This is a genomic window from Streptomyces sp. NPDC096176 (assembly GCF_044763255.1).
In the GTDB taxonomy this organism is placed as follows: Bacteria; Actinomycetota; Actinomycetes; order Streptomycetales; family Streptomycetaceae; genus Streptomyces.
Window position 1 is genome coordinate 986,403 of the sequence record NZ_JBIWFV010000001.1, and the last position, 13,945, is coordinate 1,000,347.

Here is a 13,945-nt window from a genome sequence, read left to right on the forward strand (position 1 = left end):
CTCCGGGGGCGCCGCGGCGTCCGGAACGCCGTGCCCACAGCGGTGGACGGTTCTGCCTGGCCGAGCCCCCGGAGCGGCTTCCGGGGGCGGTCCCCGGAGGCGTCTTCCGCAGAGGAGTGCCGGGACGAGCGCCGGAGAGAGGTGACGGAGAGGGGTGACGAGGCTGGAACGGGCAGAGCGACCGCGGGGCAGGCGACAGCGTGACGAGGAAGGGCGTGACCAGGGGCAGTCGGCCGCGAAGCCCCGGGGCGAGGGCCGGCGCGAGAAGCGCCGTACGGCGCCGGGGAGCGGAGGAGACGCACTCCTACGCGGCACGGTGCGGCGGACCTGGTTCATCGCGACCGTTCTCGGCTTCTGCTCGACGGCCGCCGCAGGGTGCGCGCTCGCGGTTCCCGCCGTCATCGGGCACGCACTGGACCTGATGCTGGACCGACGCGCAGGGGCGGGGCCATGGCTCGCGCTGAGCGCCGTGCTGCTGGCGGGTGAGGTCCTCCTGGAGGCCGCACGCGTCCTGCTGAGCCAACTGGCGAACGCCCGCGCCACCGCCTGGGTACGCATCCGGGCGTTGACGGGGCTGCTCGGCAGTCCGCTCGAGAGGGCGGCCTCGTATTCTCCCGGTGACGTCGCCGCTCGGCTGTGCGTGAACGCGGCGGACAGCGGAGCCGCGCCTGCGGCGCTCGCCACCATCGTCTCCTCACTGCTCGCACCCGTGGGCGCCCTCGTAGCCCTCGCGCTCATCGATCCGTGGACCGCCGCCGTGTTCCTGGCCGGTGTTCCGCTGCTGCTTCTGCTGCTGCGCGCCTTCGCCCGTCACTCGTCCGACAGCGTCGGCCGCTACCAGCGGGTGCAGGCCGACATCGCCGCCCGGCTGGCGGAGGCGCTGGAGGGCGCCCGTACGGTCGCCGCGGCAGGCACCGTCGAACGCGAGGCGCGGCGCGTCCTCGCACCGCTCGACGAACTGGCCCTGCACGGACGGCGTATGTGGACCGTCCACGGCCGTGCCGTGGCGCACAGCGGCGTGCTGCTGCCGCTGCTCGTCACAGCCGTCCTCGTCGTGGGCGGGGTCCGCGTCTCCCAAGGCGCCCTGAGCGTGGGGGACCTGCTGGCAGCCTCGCGTTACGCGGCGCTCGCAGCGGGCGTCGGCGGGGTCGCGTCCCCGCTCGGCGCGCTCGTGCGGGCCCGCAGCGCGGCCCGTCGCGCGGCCGAACTCGTGGACCTGGACCCGATGCGCCACGGCTGCGCGGTCCTGCCGGCCGACGGAACCGGAGCCCTGGAACTCAGGGGGGTCGGCGTCGTGCGCGGCGGTGTGCCGCTGCTCACGGACGTGTCGCTGAAGGTGCCGGGAGGCGCGACGGCCGCCGTGGTGGGCCGGTCCGGCTCCGGCAAGTCCAGCCTCGCCGCGGTCGCCGGCCGGCTCGAGGACGCGGACGTGGGGCAGGTGCTGCTCGACGGCACACCACTGTCCCAGGTGGCGCGGAGCGACCTGCGCGCCTGCGTCGCCTACGCCTTCGCACGACCGGAGTTCCCCAGCGGCACGGTGGCCGAAGCAGTGGCGGCCGGAGCCGTCCGCACGAGCGGGGAGCAGGTCCGGCACGCTGCGGCCCTCGCGCACGCCGACGACTTCGTACGCCTGCTGCCCCAGGAGTACGGGACCCCGCTGGACCGGGCGCCGTTGTCCGGGGGCGAGCGGCAACGCCTCGGGCTGGCGAGGGCCTTCGTACGACGAGGGCGTCTGACGATCCTGGACGACGCGACCTCGAGCCTCGACACGGCCACGGAACGGCAGGTGGAACTGGCGCTGTCGCGTTCCTCGCTCACCGGCACGCGGCTGGTCGTCGCGCACCGGGTGTCCTCCGCCGCCCGGGCCGACCTGGTGATCTGGCTGGAGGCGGGCCGCGTCCGACGCGTCGCGCCGCACGGCGAGCTGTGGCGGGACCCGGACTACCGTGCGGTGTTCGCCCCCGGGCCCGTGCCGGAACAGCCGGCCACCCCGTACCCGCCGACCGCGTGGGACCCCGTGTCTGCGCCGGATTCGCGGGCCGCGCCTGACCGCGTGCCTGTGCAGGAGCCGTCACGCACTCCGGGCGCGGCCCCGCCGCGACGGGCCGGGTGGCCGCCCGCCGCCTTGGTCGCACGCCGCGGCCGGGGGGCCGGGCGATGAGCGGGACCACCGCCCGGCCCGGTCACGGCCCCGCCGTCACGGACCGGGTGGCCGCCCGCCGCCTGGCGGCACCGGCCCGGCGTTTCCTCCTGCGCAGGAAGCGGACCCTGTTCGGGCTCGTGACCCTGTCTGCCGCCGAGTCCGTGCAGACGTTCCTCGGTGGTTACGGAGTCGCCAGAGCACTCGACGACGGGTTCCTGCGGGCGGACACCGTGACGGGTCTGCTCTGGCTGGCGCTGGCGGCCGGGGTGATTCTGCTCAGCGCCCCCGTCACCCGCGGGGTCTTCGCCCTGCTCGCCGACCTGACGGAGCCGCTGCGCGACGCTCTGGTCCGCCGCGCGGTGATGCACGCGCTGTGCAAGGCCACGGCCCCCGGCGGCTCGGTCGACGGCACGGCCGTCTCCCGGCTGACCAGCCAGACGGAGATCGCCCGGGACAGCTTCGCGGGGCTTGTGCTCACCGCACGCTCCTTCGTCTTCGTCGCCGCCGGGGCCGCGGTCGGTCTGCTGTCGCTGGCACCGCAGTTCCTGCTGATCGTTCTGCCGCCGCTGCTGCTGGGAGTCACGCTGTTCATGGCGTCACTGCTGCCGATGGCCCGCGCCCAGCACCGTTACCTCGACGCCGACGAGGCGATCGGCCGGCACGCGCAGGGCGTACGGACTGCCCTGCGCGACATCGTCGCCTGCGGCACGCAGGACGAGGCTATGGCACGGGGGCGGCTCGACGTCGACGAGGCCGCCGCCGCGGCCCGGTCGATGGCCCGCTGGGCGACCGTGCGGACGTTGGCCGTGGCCGTGGCCGGTCAGCTGCCGGTCTTCCTCCTCCTTGTCTGCACGCCGTGGCTGTTGGGGCAGGGTGTCACGGCGGGAGCGCTGGTGGGTGCTCTCACCTATCTGCTTCAGGCCCTGCTGCCCGCCCTGCATTCGCTGATGACGGTGTTGGGCGCCGCGGGCGCCCGGCTGCTCGTGGTCCTGGGCCGGCTCACCGAGCCGTACCCGGACACGGCCGTCGCCCCTGCCGCCGCAGGCGCCGGGCCCGGCCCCCGGACCGGCCGGGCCGCGGTGGAACTGCGGGGTGTCCGGGTCTCCTTCGGATCGCGGGCGCGTCCTGTCCTGGACGGCCTGGACCTGTCCGTCGCCGAGGGGGAGCACCTCGCGGTGGTCGGGCCGAGCGGCATCGGCAAGTCGACACTTCTCCAGGTGGTGGCCGGCACGCTGGTACCGTCCGAGGGGGCGGTGCGGCTGGCCGGCCGTTCACTGGTGCCGGCGTCATCCACGGACCTGACGGGCCTGCGCAGCCTTCTCCCGCAGGACGCGTACGTGTTCACCGGCACGCTCCGGGACAACCTGTGCTACCTGCGCCCGCAGGCCCTGGGGGCTGCCGTGGAGGAGACCGTAAGGGCGCTGGAGCTGGAGCCGCTCGTGGCCAGGGTCGGCGGTCTGGACGCGACGCTGACGCCGCGGACCCTCTCCCAGGGCGAGCGGCAGCTGATCGCACTCGGCCGTGCCCACCTCTCCCCGGCGCCCGTGCTGCTGCTCGACGAGGCGACGTCTCATCTCGATCCTTCGAGGGAGGCGGTGGCGGAGCGGGCTCTCGCCGCCCGGCCGGGGGCCCTGGTGGTGGTGGCTCACCGGCTGTCGTCGGCGCTCCGGGCGGACCGCGTCCTCGTCCTGGACGGCACACGCGCCCTGTGCGGAACGCACGAGGAACTGCTCGTACGTTCCGCTCTGTACCGGGACCTGGTGGGGCACTGGCACGGCACGGGGCGCTGATCCGGCCGGCCCGCCGTCCAGCGGCGGCGGTCCGTGTGCGTGCCGGATCGGGCGGTCCGCCGAGCCGGATCAGGTCCAGCCGGCCCCCTGCGCGATGCGGATCGCGTCCACCCGATTGCGGGCCCCCACCTTGCGTATGGCGCTTGCCATGTAGTTGCGGACCGTCCCCTGGGACAGGTGCAACGACGCGGCGACCTCCGCGATCGGCTCTCCCTTGGCGGCCAGCGCGAGTACGCTCAACTCCCGCTGCGTCAGCGGCATTTCCGCCGCGGTCAGGAAACCGGCGGCGAGTGCCTCGTCCACGAACCGGTCACCCTTCGCGGCGCGGCGCACCGCTGTGATCAATCGGCGCTTGGAGCCGCCCTTGTCGACGAACCCGAGGGCACCGGCCTCATGGGCCCTTCGCAGCACCCCTGGTCGCTGTGCCGGGACGAGTGCCACGAGGGCGCCCCTTCCGGTCACCGTCCGGTCGGCGGCCCTGGCCGGCTCGAGGCACTCGGCGTCGATGACGTACACGTCGGGCGCCGGAGCGCCGGGGGCCGGTCTCTGCGGCCAGCGCGCGACGGAGGAGACATCGAACTCACCTCCGGAGCGCAGCAGTTCCTCGAGCGCCGCCCGCAGCAGCCCGGCCTCGTACACCACGGTCACCCGTATCATTTCCCACCCTTTGGGTATGCCCGGCACGCCTGTTCGGCGTGACGCTCGTGATCCGCCCCTCCTCTGAGTGCCCCCGCGATCGTCCGGGGAACGTGGGCTTTCGGAAGCACAGGGGGTCACGCGACGGCGGATTGGCCGGATGAGTACCCGGACCGGTGAACCGGTGCAGGCCATCGAGGGCTCCGCAGCGGGGTGCCGCACGACAAATGGCCTGATAGCGCGCCCCGGTGAGCTGGGGGCGGCAGACGGGCACTCCGGCGTCGGTCGGCGGCCGTGGGTACCGGCGTCACTCGTGCGGGTGACTTCACCCAGGTGCGGACGGGTGAGCGGCGCCTTGCGGCGTCGGGACCGTGTGCCGTGCGAGGCGGTCGGGCCGTCCTGCTCCGAGGGGCTCCGTTCCGCGGGAACGCCCACACCGACGGGCGGCAGGGGCCATGATGGAGACATGGCGGGCCTCGAGGATGTGGGACAACCGCGGCAGCGCGTCGGCGCCACCGCCGGACGGTGGGCATCAGCCGCCGACGACGAACAGGCGCTCAAGGCACTGGAGTTGTACGGCAACCCGACGGAGGGCGAGGTGAGCCTCCCCTCCCGCCCCGAATCCGCCGCCACGGCCCGCCGGCTCACCCAGTGCGTGGTGCTGCGCCAGTGGTCGCTGCCCGCGCAGACCGGGGAGTACGCGGTCCTGCTCGTCTCCGAACTGGTCGGCAACGCGGTGCGCCACACCGGTGCCCGTGTGTTCGGATTACGGATGCTGCGCCGCCGCGGCTGGATCCGCATCGAGGTGCGCGACCCCTCCCGGGGGCTGCCCTGCCTGATGCCCGTGACGGAGATGGACACCAGCGGCCGGGGACTCTTCCTCGTCGACAAACTCGCCGACCGGTGGGGCGTGGACCTGCTGCCGCGCGGCAAGACCACCTGGTTCGAGATGCGGGTCATCGACCGCTGACGCCCAGAAGCCCCCACACGCCGGGATGCGGCGTCACGGGGGCTTCTGTGTGAGCGCCGTGGATTGGGGGGTGTATCCACGGCCGCTGATGTCGACCTGGCCCGGGTCAATGGAGGTCGTGTCATCGACTATGGCAGACGACCCGCTCATCGCCAAAATCCCATATACGGACAATCGGAATACTTTAGTTCTTCCTCCGGGACGATCGTAGGTGAAGTGGCCCACTTGCCTCGCAATCCATGCATAAATATCGGCAGGAGGGTGTGATTCATTGCGTCCGGCGCCGTGGCCCAGCTCTGGGGAGCGGGGCCGGCGCGACCCGAGATCTTGTGAATTGCGTAAATCGTTACTTTTCGCCCCCTGGCGGCCTACTGTGCTTGTCCGTGAAGACACCCCTCACGAAGCGGACCACGGCGCTGCTCGCCGCCACCCTGCTCGCACTGCTCGCGGGCTGCGGCCAGGGCGGCGGGAAGACAAAGGCGCGCGGCACCGAGTCGGCCGCTCCGTCTGCCGCGCCCGGAGAGGTCTCCGGTGCCTCGGGACTGCCCGGCATGCCGCCCGTCCTGGATCCCGACGACGTCTACGCCGCCGACCGGCCGGGCCTGCTCTCCCCGGTCGTCAGGGGATTCCCCTCCCAGGTGTACGTGCCCAACACCAAGTCCAACACCGTCTCGGTCATCGACCCCAAGACGTACAAGGTCGTCCGGACCGTCCCGGTCGGTGCGCAGCCGCAGCACGTCGTGCCGTCCTGGGACCTCAAGACGCTGTGGGTCAACAACAATCGGGGCCACACGCTCACCCCGATCGACCCGCGGACCGGTGCGGCGGGCAAGCCGGTCGAGGTGCACGACCCGTACAACCTCTACTTCACGCCCAACGGCAAGTACGCCGTCGTCATGGCCTCCCTGGACCGCGAGCTCGTCTTCCGCGACCCGCACACCATGGAGCGCAAGCACGTGGAGCCGGTGTCCTGTTACGGCGTCAACCACGCCGACTTCTCCGCCGACGGCAGGTACTTCATCGTGTCGTGCGAGTTCTCCGCCGAGCTGCTCAAGGTCGACACGGAGAAGATGAAGGTCGTCGCACAGCAGAGGCTGCCGTTGGAGGGCGCGATGCCGCAGGACGTGAAGCTCTCCCCGGACGGCAAGACCTTCTACATCGCCGACATGATGGCGCACGGAGTGTGGGTGCTCGACGGGGAGAAGTTCACCCGGCCGAAGCTGCTGCCCACCGGCAGGGGCGCCCACGGGCTCTACGTCAGCCGCGACTCCAAGGAGATGTTCATCACCAATCGCGGCGAGGGCTCCGTCTCCGTCTTCGACTTCACGAAGAACGACCTGACGAAGAAGTGGTGGCTGCCGGACGGCGGCAGCCCCGACATGGGCGGCATCTCCGCGGACGGCAAAGTGCTGTGGCTGTCCGGGCGTTACGACTCCGAGGTGTACGCACTCGACACCAGGACCGGGAAGCAGCTGGCGCGCATCCCCGTGGGCGACGGGCCGCACGGGCTCGCGGTCTACCCTCAGCCCGGCCGCTACTCGCTGGGCCACACCGGCGTGTTCCGCTAGCCGACCGCCCAACTCGCCCACGGGTGGGTGATGATGCACGGCCCGGCGCCGCCGAGCCGGGCTGGTGATCTCCGTGATCATCACTCGCCTGCGGCGTCGGACCGCCGTGCTTGCGCCGGCGCTGACCGCCTCGCTCGTCCCGGCGGCCGCGTCCACCGCCGCCGATGCCACCGCCACTCGCATCGCCCCGGCTGCCGCCGCCGATCACCGGTCGTACGGCCGGACACAGGGCGGCCCTGTGGCCCGCCTCGCGCCTTTCTTCAGCGCGCCGCGAGGATCGCCTCCGACGCCACCGGCCGGTACCCCGCCTTCTGGAACGTCCGCACGCTGCGCGCGTTGCCCGGGGACTGCTGCGACCAGAGCACCGGTGCGGGCACCAGATGGCGGGCCGCCAGGGCGAGTGCGAGCCCGAGGCCGTGGCCGCGTGCCTCCTCCGCGACCTCGATGGAGACCTCCCACCGGCCGGCCAGCCCCCGGCCCAGCACCAGCATCCCGCCGTCGGCCCTCCACACCCGCACGTCGTCACGGCGCTTCAACGCAAGCGCCACCCGCGGGTGTTCACGGTCCTGGATCTCGTGAAGCTCGAGGCCCGGTTCGCCGGGCAGAGCTTCGGCGACCGTCACGAGGTCGACGGTGTCCATCGACCGGCCTGTGCGCGCCATGAGCGCACACAGGAAGTTCGGGTTCATCGTGGCGGCCAGTCGGTCGGAGGCGGTTGCCGCCAGCTCTGCCCGCACCCAGTCCGGATCCTCGTCCGTGAAGACGACCGAGTGTGCGGTGAAGGCCACCACGCCCTCGTCACGGACGCCGGGCCGGCCGACCACCGTCACCCCGCCGTCCGACGCAGGAAACCGTCCGCGTGCCGCCGCAGCCAGGATCCCCGCCAGTTCGTCGCTCACCGCATGCCTCCCCGTTCGCATGTCTCGGCCTTGCCTCCATGATCGCGCAACGGTGCCGATAATCTGACCCCCGTCAGTAATGCACCAAGAAGGGGTGGACCGGTGGCGGACATCGACGAAGCACGCAAGGCGTTCGACCGTTACGACGCGGACGGCGACGGCTTCATCACTGCGGCCGAATACAAGAGGGCGATGGCTCAGATGGGTGACTGGAACGTCACCGAGTCCGTCGCCGAGGCCGTGATCGCCGCGCAGGACACCGACAAGGACAAGCTCCTGTCGTTCGACGAGTTCTGGGCCCACCTGAACAAGGCCTGACGCAGCGCGACACCGCGGCCCCCGGCGTATCCGCCGGGGGCCGCGCGCTGTCCGGGCCTACCGCCTCAGCACTCGATGATGTTCACCGCAAGGCCGCCCCGCGCGGTCTCCTTGTACTTCACCGACATGTCCGCTCCGGTGTCCTTCATCGTCTTGATGACCTTGTCGAGGGACACCTTGTGGTTGCCGTCGCCGCGCATCGCCATCCGGGCCGCGGTGACGGCCTTGACCGCCGCCATGCCGTTGCGCTCGATGCACGGGATCTGGACGAGGCCGCCGACCGGGTCGCAGGTCAGGCCGAGGTTGTGCTCCATGCCGATCTCGGCCGCGTTCTCGACCTGTTCCGGGGAGCAGCCGAGGACCTCGGCGAGCGCGCCCGCCGCCATCGAGCAGGCGGATCCGACCTCGCCCTGGCAGCCGACCTCGGCGCCCGAGATGGAGGCGTTCTCCTTGAAGAGCATCCCGATCGCGCCTGCGGCGAGCAGGAAGCGGACCACGCCCTCCTCGTCCGCGCCGGGCACGAAGTTCATGTAGTAGTGCAGCACGGCGGGGATGATGCCGGCGGCGCCGTTGGTGGGCGCGGTGACGACGCGGCCGCCCGCTGCGTTCTCCTCGTTGACGGCCATCGCGTAGAGCGTGATCCACTCCATCGCGAGGGCGTTCGGGTCGCCCTCGGAGCGCAGCTTGCGGGCCGTGGTCGCCGCCCGGCGGCGGACCTTCAGTCCGCCGGGCAGGATGCCCTCCCGGGACATGCCGCGCGAGACGCACGCCTGCATGACCTGCCAGATCTCCAGCAGGCCCTCGCGGATCTCGTCCTCGGCGCGCCAGGCCTTCTCGTTCTCCAGCATCAGCGCCGAGATCGACAGGCCGGTCTCCTTGGTGAGGCGCAGCAGCTCGTCACCGGTGCGGAAGGGGTACTTCAGCACGGTGTCGTCGAGCACGATCCGGTCCTCGCCGACCGCGTCCTCGTCGACGACGAAGCCGCCGCCGACCGAGTAGTACGTCTTCTCCAGCAGGGTCGTGCCCTCGGCGTCGCGGGCGAGCACCGTCATGCCGTTGGCGTGGTACGGCAGGGCCTTGCGGCGGTGCAGGACCAGGTCGTCGTCGAAGGAGAAGTCGATCTCGTGCATGCCGAGCAGGTTGATGCGGCGGCCGGTCCTGATCCGTTCGACCTGCTCGTCCGCCGTCTCGACGTCGACCGTGCGCGGAGAGTTGCCCTCCAGGCCGAGCAGGACGGCCTTGGGGGTGCCGTGGCCGTGGCCGGTGGCACCCAGGGAGCCGAAGAGCTCCGCCCGTATCGCCGTGGTGTGGGCGAGCAGGCCTTCGTTCTTGAGCCGCCGGGCGAACATGCGGGCGGCGCGCATCGGGCCCACCGTGTGGGAGCTGGAGGGGCCGATGCCGATCGAGAACAGGTCGAAGACCGAAATGGCCACGGGGGTACTCCTCAGGGTTGGTAGACGCCGTTGTCTGCCGGGGTGGTGCAGAGAACACAGGGCGGTACGTGGTGCGGGGCACCGCACGCACTGTCCAGTGTGCGCGGTGCCCCTTTTGTTTTGGTCCGGTCTGTTACGGGAGATCCGTCACAGACCGGGGTAGAGCGGGTGCTTCTCGGCCAGGGCGGTGACCCGGGCGCGCAGCGCGGTGACGTCGTAGGACGGCTTGAGCGCCTCGGCGATGATGTCGGCGACCTCGCGGAAGTCGTCGTCCTGGAAGCCGCGGGTGGCCAGGGCCGGCGTGCCGATCCGCAGGCCGGAGGTGACCATCGGGGGCCGGGGGTCGTTCGGGATCGCGTTGCGGTTGACGGTGATCCCGACCTCGTGGAGGCGGTCCTCCGCCTGCTGGCCGTCGAGCTCGCTGTTGCGCAGGTCGACCAGGACCAGGTGCACGTCGGTGCCACCGGACAGGACCGACACGCCGTGCTCGGTGACGTCCGCCTGGACCAGGCGCTCGGCGAGGATGCGGGCGCCGTTCAGGGTGCGCTGCTGACGCTCCTTGAACTCCTCGGAGGCCGCGACCTTGAAGGAGACCGCCTTGGCGGCGATCACGTGCTCGAGCGGGCCGCCCTGCTGGCCGGGGAAGACCGCGGAGTTGATCTTCTTGGCGAGCTCCTGCGTCGAGAGGATCACACCGCCACGCGGTCCGCCGAGGGTCTTGTGCGTGGTGGTCGTCACGACGTGGGCGTGCGGCACCGGGTTGGGGTGCAGGCCCGCGGCGACCAGGCCCGCGAAGTGCGCCATGTCGACCATCAGGTAGGCGCCGACCTCGTCCGCGATCCGGCGGAAGGCGGCGAAGTCCAGCTGACGCGGGTAGGCGGACCAGCCGGCGACGATCAGCTTCGGCTTGGACTCCTTGGCCAGCCGCTCGACCTCGGCCATGTCGACCTGACCGGTGGCGTCGTCGACGTGGTAGGCGACCACGTTGTAGAGCTTGCCGGAGAAGTTGATCTTCATGCCGTGGGTCAGGTGACCGCCGTGGGCCAGGTTCAGGCCCATGATCGTGTCGCCCGGCTTGAGCAGCGCGAACATCGCGGCCGCGTTCGCCTGCGCACCCGAGTGGGGCTGCACGTTGGCGTGCTCGGCGCCGAACAGCGCCTTGATCCGGTCGATCGCGATCTGCTCGACCACGTCGACGTGCTCGCAGCCGCCGTAGTAGCGGCGGCCCGGGTAGCCCTCGGCGTACTTGTTGGTCAGGACGGAGCCCTGGGCCTCCATGACCGCGACCGGAGCGAAGTTCTCCGAGGCGATCATCTCGAGGGTGGACTGCTGCCGGTGGAGCTCGGCGTCGACAGCGGCGGCGACGTCCGGGTCCAGCTCGTGAAGAGGGGTGTTGAGAAGCGACATCACTCGGTCCCTAAGGTCGTGGGTCAGCCGGCGAATTCGGTGTACTCGTCCGCGGAGAGCAGGTCCTTCGGCTCCTCGCTGACACGCACCTTGAACAGCCAACCGCCCTCGAACGGGGCGGAGTTCACCAGCGACGGGTCGTTGACGACGTCTTCGTTGGCCTCGATGACCTCACCGCTGACGGGGGAGTAGAGGTCGCTGACCGACTTGGTGGACTCCAGCTCGCCGCAGGTCTCGCCCGCGGTCACCGTGTCACCGACCTCGGGGAGCTGGACGTACACCACGTCGCCGAGCGCGTTGGCCGCGTGCTCCGTGATGCCGACCGTCGACACGCCGTCCTCGGCGGCCGACAGCCACTCGTGCTCCTTGCTGTAGCGCAGCTGCTGGGGGTTGCTCATGACCTGAATTCTCCTGTACGCGGGGGAGTGCTGGTGAACGGGGAGGGGGTGCGGACGATCACGTCCGACACCGGAAGATCACTTCTGGCGCTTGTAGAACGGCAGAGCCACGACCTCGTACGGCTCGTGGGTACCGCGGATGTCGACACCGACACCCGGCGTGCCCGGGGCGGCCTGAGCGGCGTCCACGTACGCCATGGCGATCGGCTTGCCCAGGGTCGGGCTCGGGGCACCGGAGGTGACCTCGCCGATCACTTCCCCGCCCGCGACCACGGCCATCCCCGCGCGGGGGATGCGGCGGCCCTCGGCGATCAGGCCGACGAGCTTGCGCGGCGGGGCGGTCTCGGCCCGCTCCGCGGCGGCGGTGAGCGCCTCGCGGCCCACGAAGTCGCCGTCCTTCTCGAACTTCACGACCCGCCCGAGTCCCGCGTCGAACGGGGTGAGCGCGGTGGTCAGCTCGTGCCCGTACAGCGGCATCCCCGCCTCCAGGCGCAGCGTGTCACGGCAGGACAGGCCGCACGGGATCAGACCGGCCGGTGCGCCCGCGTCGGTCAGCGCCTGCCAGAGCTTCTCCGCGTGCTGCGGCTCGACGAACAGCTCGAAGCCGTCCTCGCCTGTGTAGCCGGTACGGGCGATCAGCGCCGGGACGCCCGCCACCGTGCCGGGCAGGCCCGCGTAGTACTTCAGGCCGTCCAGGTCGGCGTCGGTGAGCGACTTCAGGATGCCGGGGGACTCCGGGCCCTGGACGGCGATCAGCGCGTACGCGTCACGGTCGTCACGGACGGTCGCGTCGAAGCCTGCCGCGCGCCCGGTCAGCGCGTCCAGCACGATCTGGGCGTTGCCGGCGTTGGCGACGACCATGTACTCCTGCTCCTGGAGCCGGTACACGATCAGGTCGTCGACGATGCCGCCGTCTTCCTGGCAGATCATCGTGTAGCGGGCGCGGCCGACGCCGACGGTGCCGATGTTGCCGACCAGCGCGTAGTTCAGCAGGTCCGCGGCCTGCGGGCCGGTCACGGTGATCTCACCCATGTGGGAGAGGTCGAAGAGGCCGGCCTTGGTGCGGACGGCGATGTGCTCGTCCCGCTCGCTGCCGTACCGCAGCGGCATGTCCCAGCCGGCAAAATCGGTCATGGTCGCGCCCAGCGACCTGTGCAGGGCGTCGAGTGCGGTCAGACGGGGGGCGTTGCTCATAGGTGTGGCTCCCAGGGCATGGCTGCGAGGACAATCCTCCCCATCTGTCATCGGAACCTGAGAGGTTCGCCCCGACTCCGCGTACGGGTAGTCGTGACTTGCACCTTGGGTGGAGCCGCTCGAATGCGGCTCGCTTTTCAGATCTGCCTCATCACACGCGGTACGGGGCCTGAGAGATTCAAGGGAGGAACTTGCTCCTTCGGCGCCCGCCACGGATGTGGCAGGGACTCTCCCGCGCGGATTCAAGCGGCCGGTATGCAGTTGGCGCGCACATCATTGCACGCATCGGGGAAGAGTGGAGCGTGAGGCCGCCCTGAAATCACTTGAGCCGTATTACCAGTTCTTTACACTTCATGGGCAAGGGTGTGGGATGACCCGAAGGGGGATGGCATGACGTTGCAGCCGACCGGTGCATACGCCACGACCGCGGGGGTGTCCGCCCAGCCGGGGCTGCCCGCAGTTCCAGCCCGGACCGGGGCGCCCGCGCGCGTCCGGCCCGCCCAGCCCGTCCTGCGCGACCTCAGGCAGCGCTCGGGCAGCAGCCCGCACAGCCTTGTCTTCGCCGCGGGCGACGTGGTGGTCGTCTCCGGCCTCCCCGGCAGCGGCAAGTCCACGCTGATGCGCCGCGCCGTGCGCGAACGGGGCATCGACTCGCAGGACACCCGCGACCGGTGGGACGCCCGGATGCCCCGCCTGCTGCCGTACGCCGTCTATCGCCCCCTCGTCCGTCTGGCCCACTACGCCGGGCTCCGGCGTGCCCTGCGTTCGGGTGAAAGTGTTGTCGTCCACGACTGCGGCACGCAGGCGTGGGTCCGCCGCTGGCTCGCCCGCGAGACGCGACGGCGGGGGGCGTCCCTGCACCTGGTGCTCCTGGACGTCACGCCCCAGGTCGCCAGGGCGGGCCAGCGCGAGCGCGGCCGCGGCGTCTCGGGCTACGCCTTCGCCCGCCACCGCCGGGCGGTGAGCCACCTGGTCACGGAGGCGGAGTCCGGCCGACTGCCGGGAGGCTGCGCGTCGGCGGTTCTGCTGGACCGGGAATCGGCGGGGTCGCTGAGGCGGCTGGGCTTCGCATAGTCCGCACAGTTCGCATAGTCCGCACAGGGGGAGACCTCGGGCGCGGGGGTGGGGGAACGGGGCTCGCCCCGGCGCCCGAGGCCCGGCGCCCCCGCGGCCGCAGTCGATCCGTCCC

The 13,945-nt window shown here is 71.5% G+C and carries 12 protein-coding genes and 1 riboswitch; of the genes, 6 read left to right on the forward strand and 6 right to left on the reverse strand.

Annotated features, from left to right (window positions below; all coding sequences use genetic code 11):
* Nucleotides 1-154: 154 nt before the first annotated feature.
* A complete protein-coding gene (locus ACIQ7Q_RS04665) occupies nucleotides 155-2,161 on the forward strand; it encodes an ABC transporter transmembrane domain-containing protein (protein WP_403856190.1) in 2,007 nt (668 codons plus the stop codon).
* Nucleotides 2,158-3,933 carry an ATP-binding cassette domain-containing protein gene (locus tag ACIQ7Q_RS04670; RefSeq protein WP_403856192.1) on the forward strand — a complete coding sequence of 592 codons (1,776 nt, stop codon included), beginning with the start codon at nucleotides 2,158-2,160 and terminating at the stop codon, nucleotides 3,931-3,933. The genes ACIQ7Q_RS04665 and ACIQ7Q_RS04670 overlap by 4 nt, the downstream gene beginning before the upstream one ends.
* Before the next feature lie 69 nt (nucleotides 3,934-4,002).
* Here the strand turns inward: ACIQ7Q_RS04670 and ACIQ7Q_RS04675 are convergent, their stop codons facing one another.
* Entirely contained in the window at nucleotides 4,003-4,590 is a 588-nt protein-coding gene (locus tag ACIQ7Q_RS04675; RefSeq protein WP_403856194.1) for a DNA-binding response regulator, read from the reverse strand.
* A gap of 445 nt (nucleotides 4,591-5,035) precedes the next feature.
* On the opposite strand from ACIQ7Q_RS04675, the gene ACIQ7Q_RS04680 reads away from it, so the two are divergent.
* Nucleotides 5,036-5,539, forward strand: coding sequence for an ATP-binding protein (locus tag ACIQ7Q_RS04680; protein ID WP_403856196.1), 504 nt, complete (start codon nucleotides 5,036-5,038; stop codon nucleotides 5,537-5,539).
* A gap of 383 nt (nucleotides 5,540-5,922) precedes the next feature.
* Nucleotides 5,923-7,107: a YncE family protein gene (locus ACIQ7Q_RS04685; RefSeq protein WP_403856198.1), complete on the forward strand. Its 1,185-nt coding sequence runs from the start codon at nucleotides 5,923-5,925 to the stop codon at nucleotides 7,105-7,107.
* Nucleotides 7,108-7,367: 260 nt separating this feature from the next.
* On the opposite strand, the gene ACIQ7Q_RS04690 is transcribed toward ACIQ7Q_RS04685, so the two are convergent.
* On the reverse strand, nucleotides 7,368-8,006 hold the full coding sequence (locus tag ACIQ7Q_RS04690; RefSeq protein WP_403856200.1) for a GNAT family N-acetyltransferase: 639 nt from the start codon (nucleotides 8,004-8,006) through the stop codon (nucleotides 7,368-7,370).
* A gap of 102 nt (nucleotides 8,007-8,108) precedes the next feature.
* Between ACIQ7Q_RS04690 and ACIQ7Q_RS04695 the strand changes: the two genes are divergently transcribed.
* Entirely contained in the window at nucleotides 8,109-8,324 is a 216-nt protein-coding gene (locus ACIQ7Q_RS04695; protein ID WP_403856202.1) for an EF-hand domain-containing protein, read from the forward strand.
* 65 nt (nucleotides 8,325-8,389) lie between these two features.
* On the opposite strand, the gene ACIQ7Q_RS04700 is transcribed toward ACIQ7Q_RS04695, so the two are convergent.
* The 4 genes from ACIQ7Q_RS04700 to gcvT form a co-directional block, all read right to left on the reverse strand.
* On the reverse strand, nucleotides 8,390-9,757 hold the full coding sequence (locus tag ACIQ7Q_RS04700) for an L-serine ammonia-lyase (RefSeq protein WP_403856204.1): 1,368 nt from the start codon (nucleotides 9,755-9,757) through the stop codon (nucleotides 8,390-8,392).
* Between the two features lie 147 nt (nucleotides 9,758-9,904).
* The gene (glyA, locus tag ACIQ7Q_RS04705) at nucleotides 9,905-11,164 is read right to left on the reverse strand and encodes a serine hydroxymethyltransferase (RefSeq protein ID WP_403856206.1); all 1,260 of its coding nucleotides are present in this window, start codon (nucleotides 11,162-11,164) and stop codon (nucleotides 9,905-9,907) included.
* Nucleotides 11,165-11,187: 23 nt separating this feature from the next.
* A complete protein-coding gene (gcvH, locus tag ACIQ7Q_RS04710) occupies nucleotides 11,188-11,562 on the reverse strand; it encodes a glycine cleavage system protein GcvH (protein ID WP_403856208.1) in 375 nt (124 codons plus the stop codon).
* Between the two features lie 78 nt (nucleotides 11,563-11,640).
* Nucleotides 11,641-12,756 carry a glycine cleavage system aminomethyltransferase GcvT gene (gene gcvT, locus ACIQ7Q_RS04715; protein ID WP_403856210.1) on the reverse strand — a complete coding sequence of 372 codons (1,116 nt, stop codon included), beginning with the start codon at nucleotides 12,754-12,756 and terminating at the stop codon, nucleotides 11,641-11,643.
* A 148-nt stretch (nucleotides 12,757-12,904) separates the two neighbouring features.
* Nucleotides 12,905-13,001, reverse strand: a riboswitch (glycine riboswitch).
* A gap of 145 nt (nucleotides 13,002-13,146) precedes the next feature.
* Between gcvT and ACIQ7Q_RS04720 the strand changes: the two genes are divergently transcribed.
* Nucleotides 13,147-13,830, forward strand: a complete 684-nt coding sequence (locus tag ACIQ7Q_RS04720) for an AAA family ATPase (RefSeq protein ID WP_403856212.1) — start codon at nucleotides 13,147-13,149, stop codon at nucleotides 13,828-13,830.
* The last annotated feature ends 115 nt before the right edge of the window (nucleotides 13,831-13,945 follow it).

What these genes read in the sequence shown, in the direction of transcription:
- ACIQ7Q_RS04670 (WP_403856192.1), top strand. Translation starts at nt 2,158, where the DNA reads ATGAGCGGGACCACCGCCCGGCCCGGTCACGGCCCCGCCGTCACGGAC.
- ACIQ7Q_RS04675 (WP_403856194.1), bottom strand. Translation starts at nt 4,590, where the DNA reads ATGATACGGGTGACCGTGGTGTACGAGGCCGGGCTGCTGCGGGCGGCG.
- ACIQ7Q_RS04680 (WP_403856196.1), top strand. Translation starts at nt 5,036, where the DNA reads ATGGCGGGCCTCGAGGATGTGGGACAACCGCGGCAGCGCGTCGGCGCC.
- glyA (WP_403856206.1), bottom strand. Translation starts at nt 11,164, where the DNA reads ATGTCGCTTCTCAACACCCCTCTTCACGAGCTGGACCCGGACGTCGCC.
- gcvH (WP_403856208.1), bottom strand. Translation starts at nt 11,562, where the DNA reads ATGAGCAACCCCCAGCAGCTGCGCTACAGCAAGGAGCACGAGTGGCTG.
- gcvT (WP_403856210.1), bottom strand. Translation starts at nt 12,756, where the DNA reads ATGAGCAACGCCCCCCGTCTGACCGCACTCGACGCCCTGCACAGGTCG.
- ACIQ7Q_RS04720 (WP_403856212.1), top strand. Translation starts at nt 13,147, where the DNA reads ATGACGTTGCAGCCGACCGGTGCATACGCCACGACCGCGGGGGTGTCC.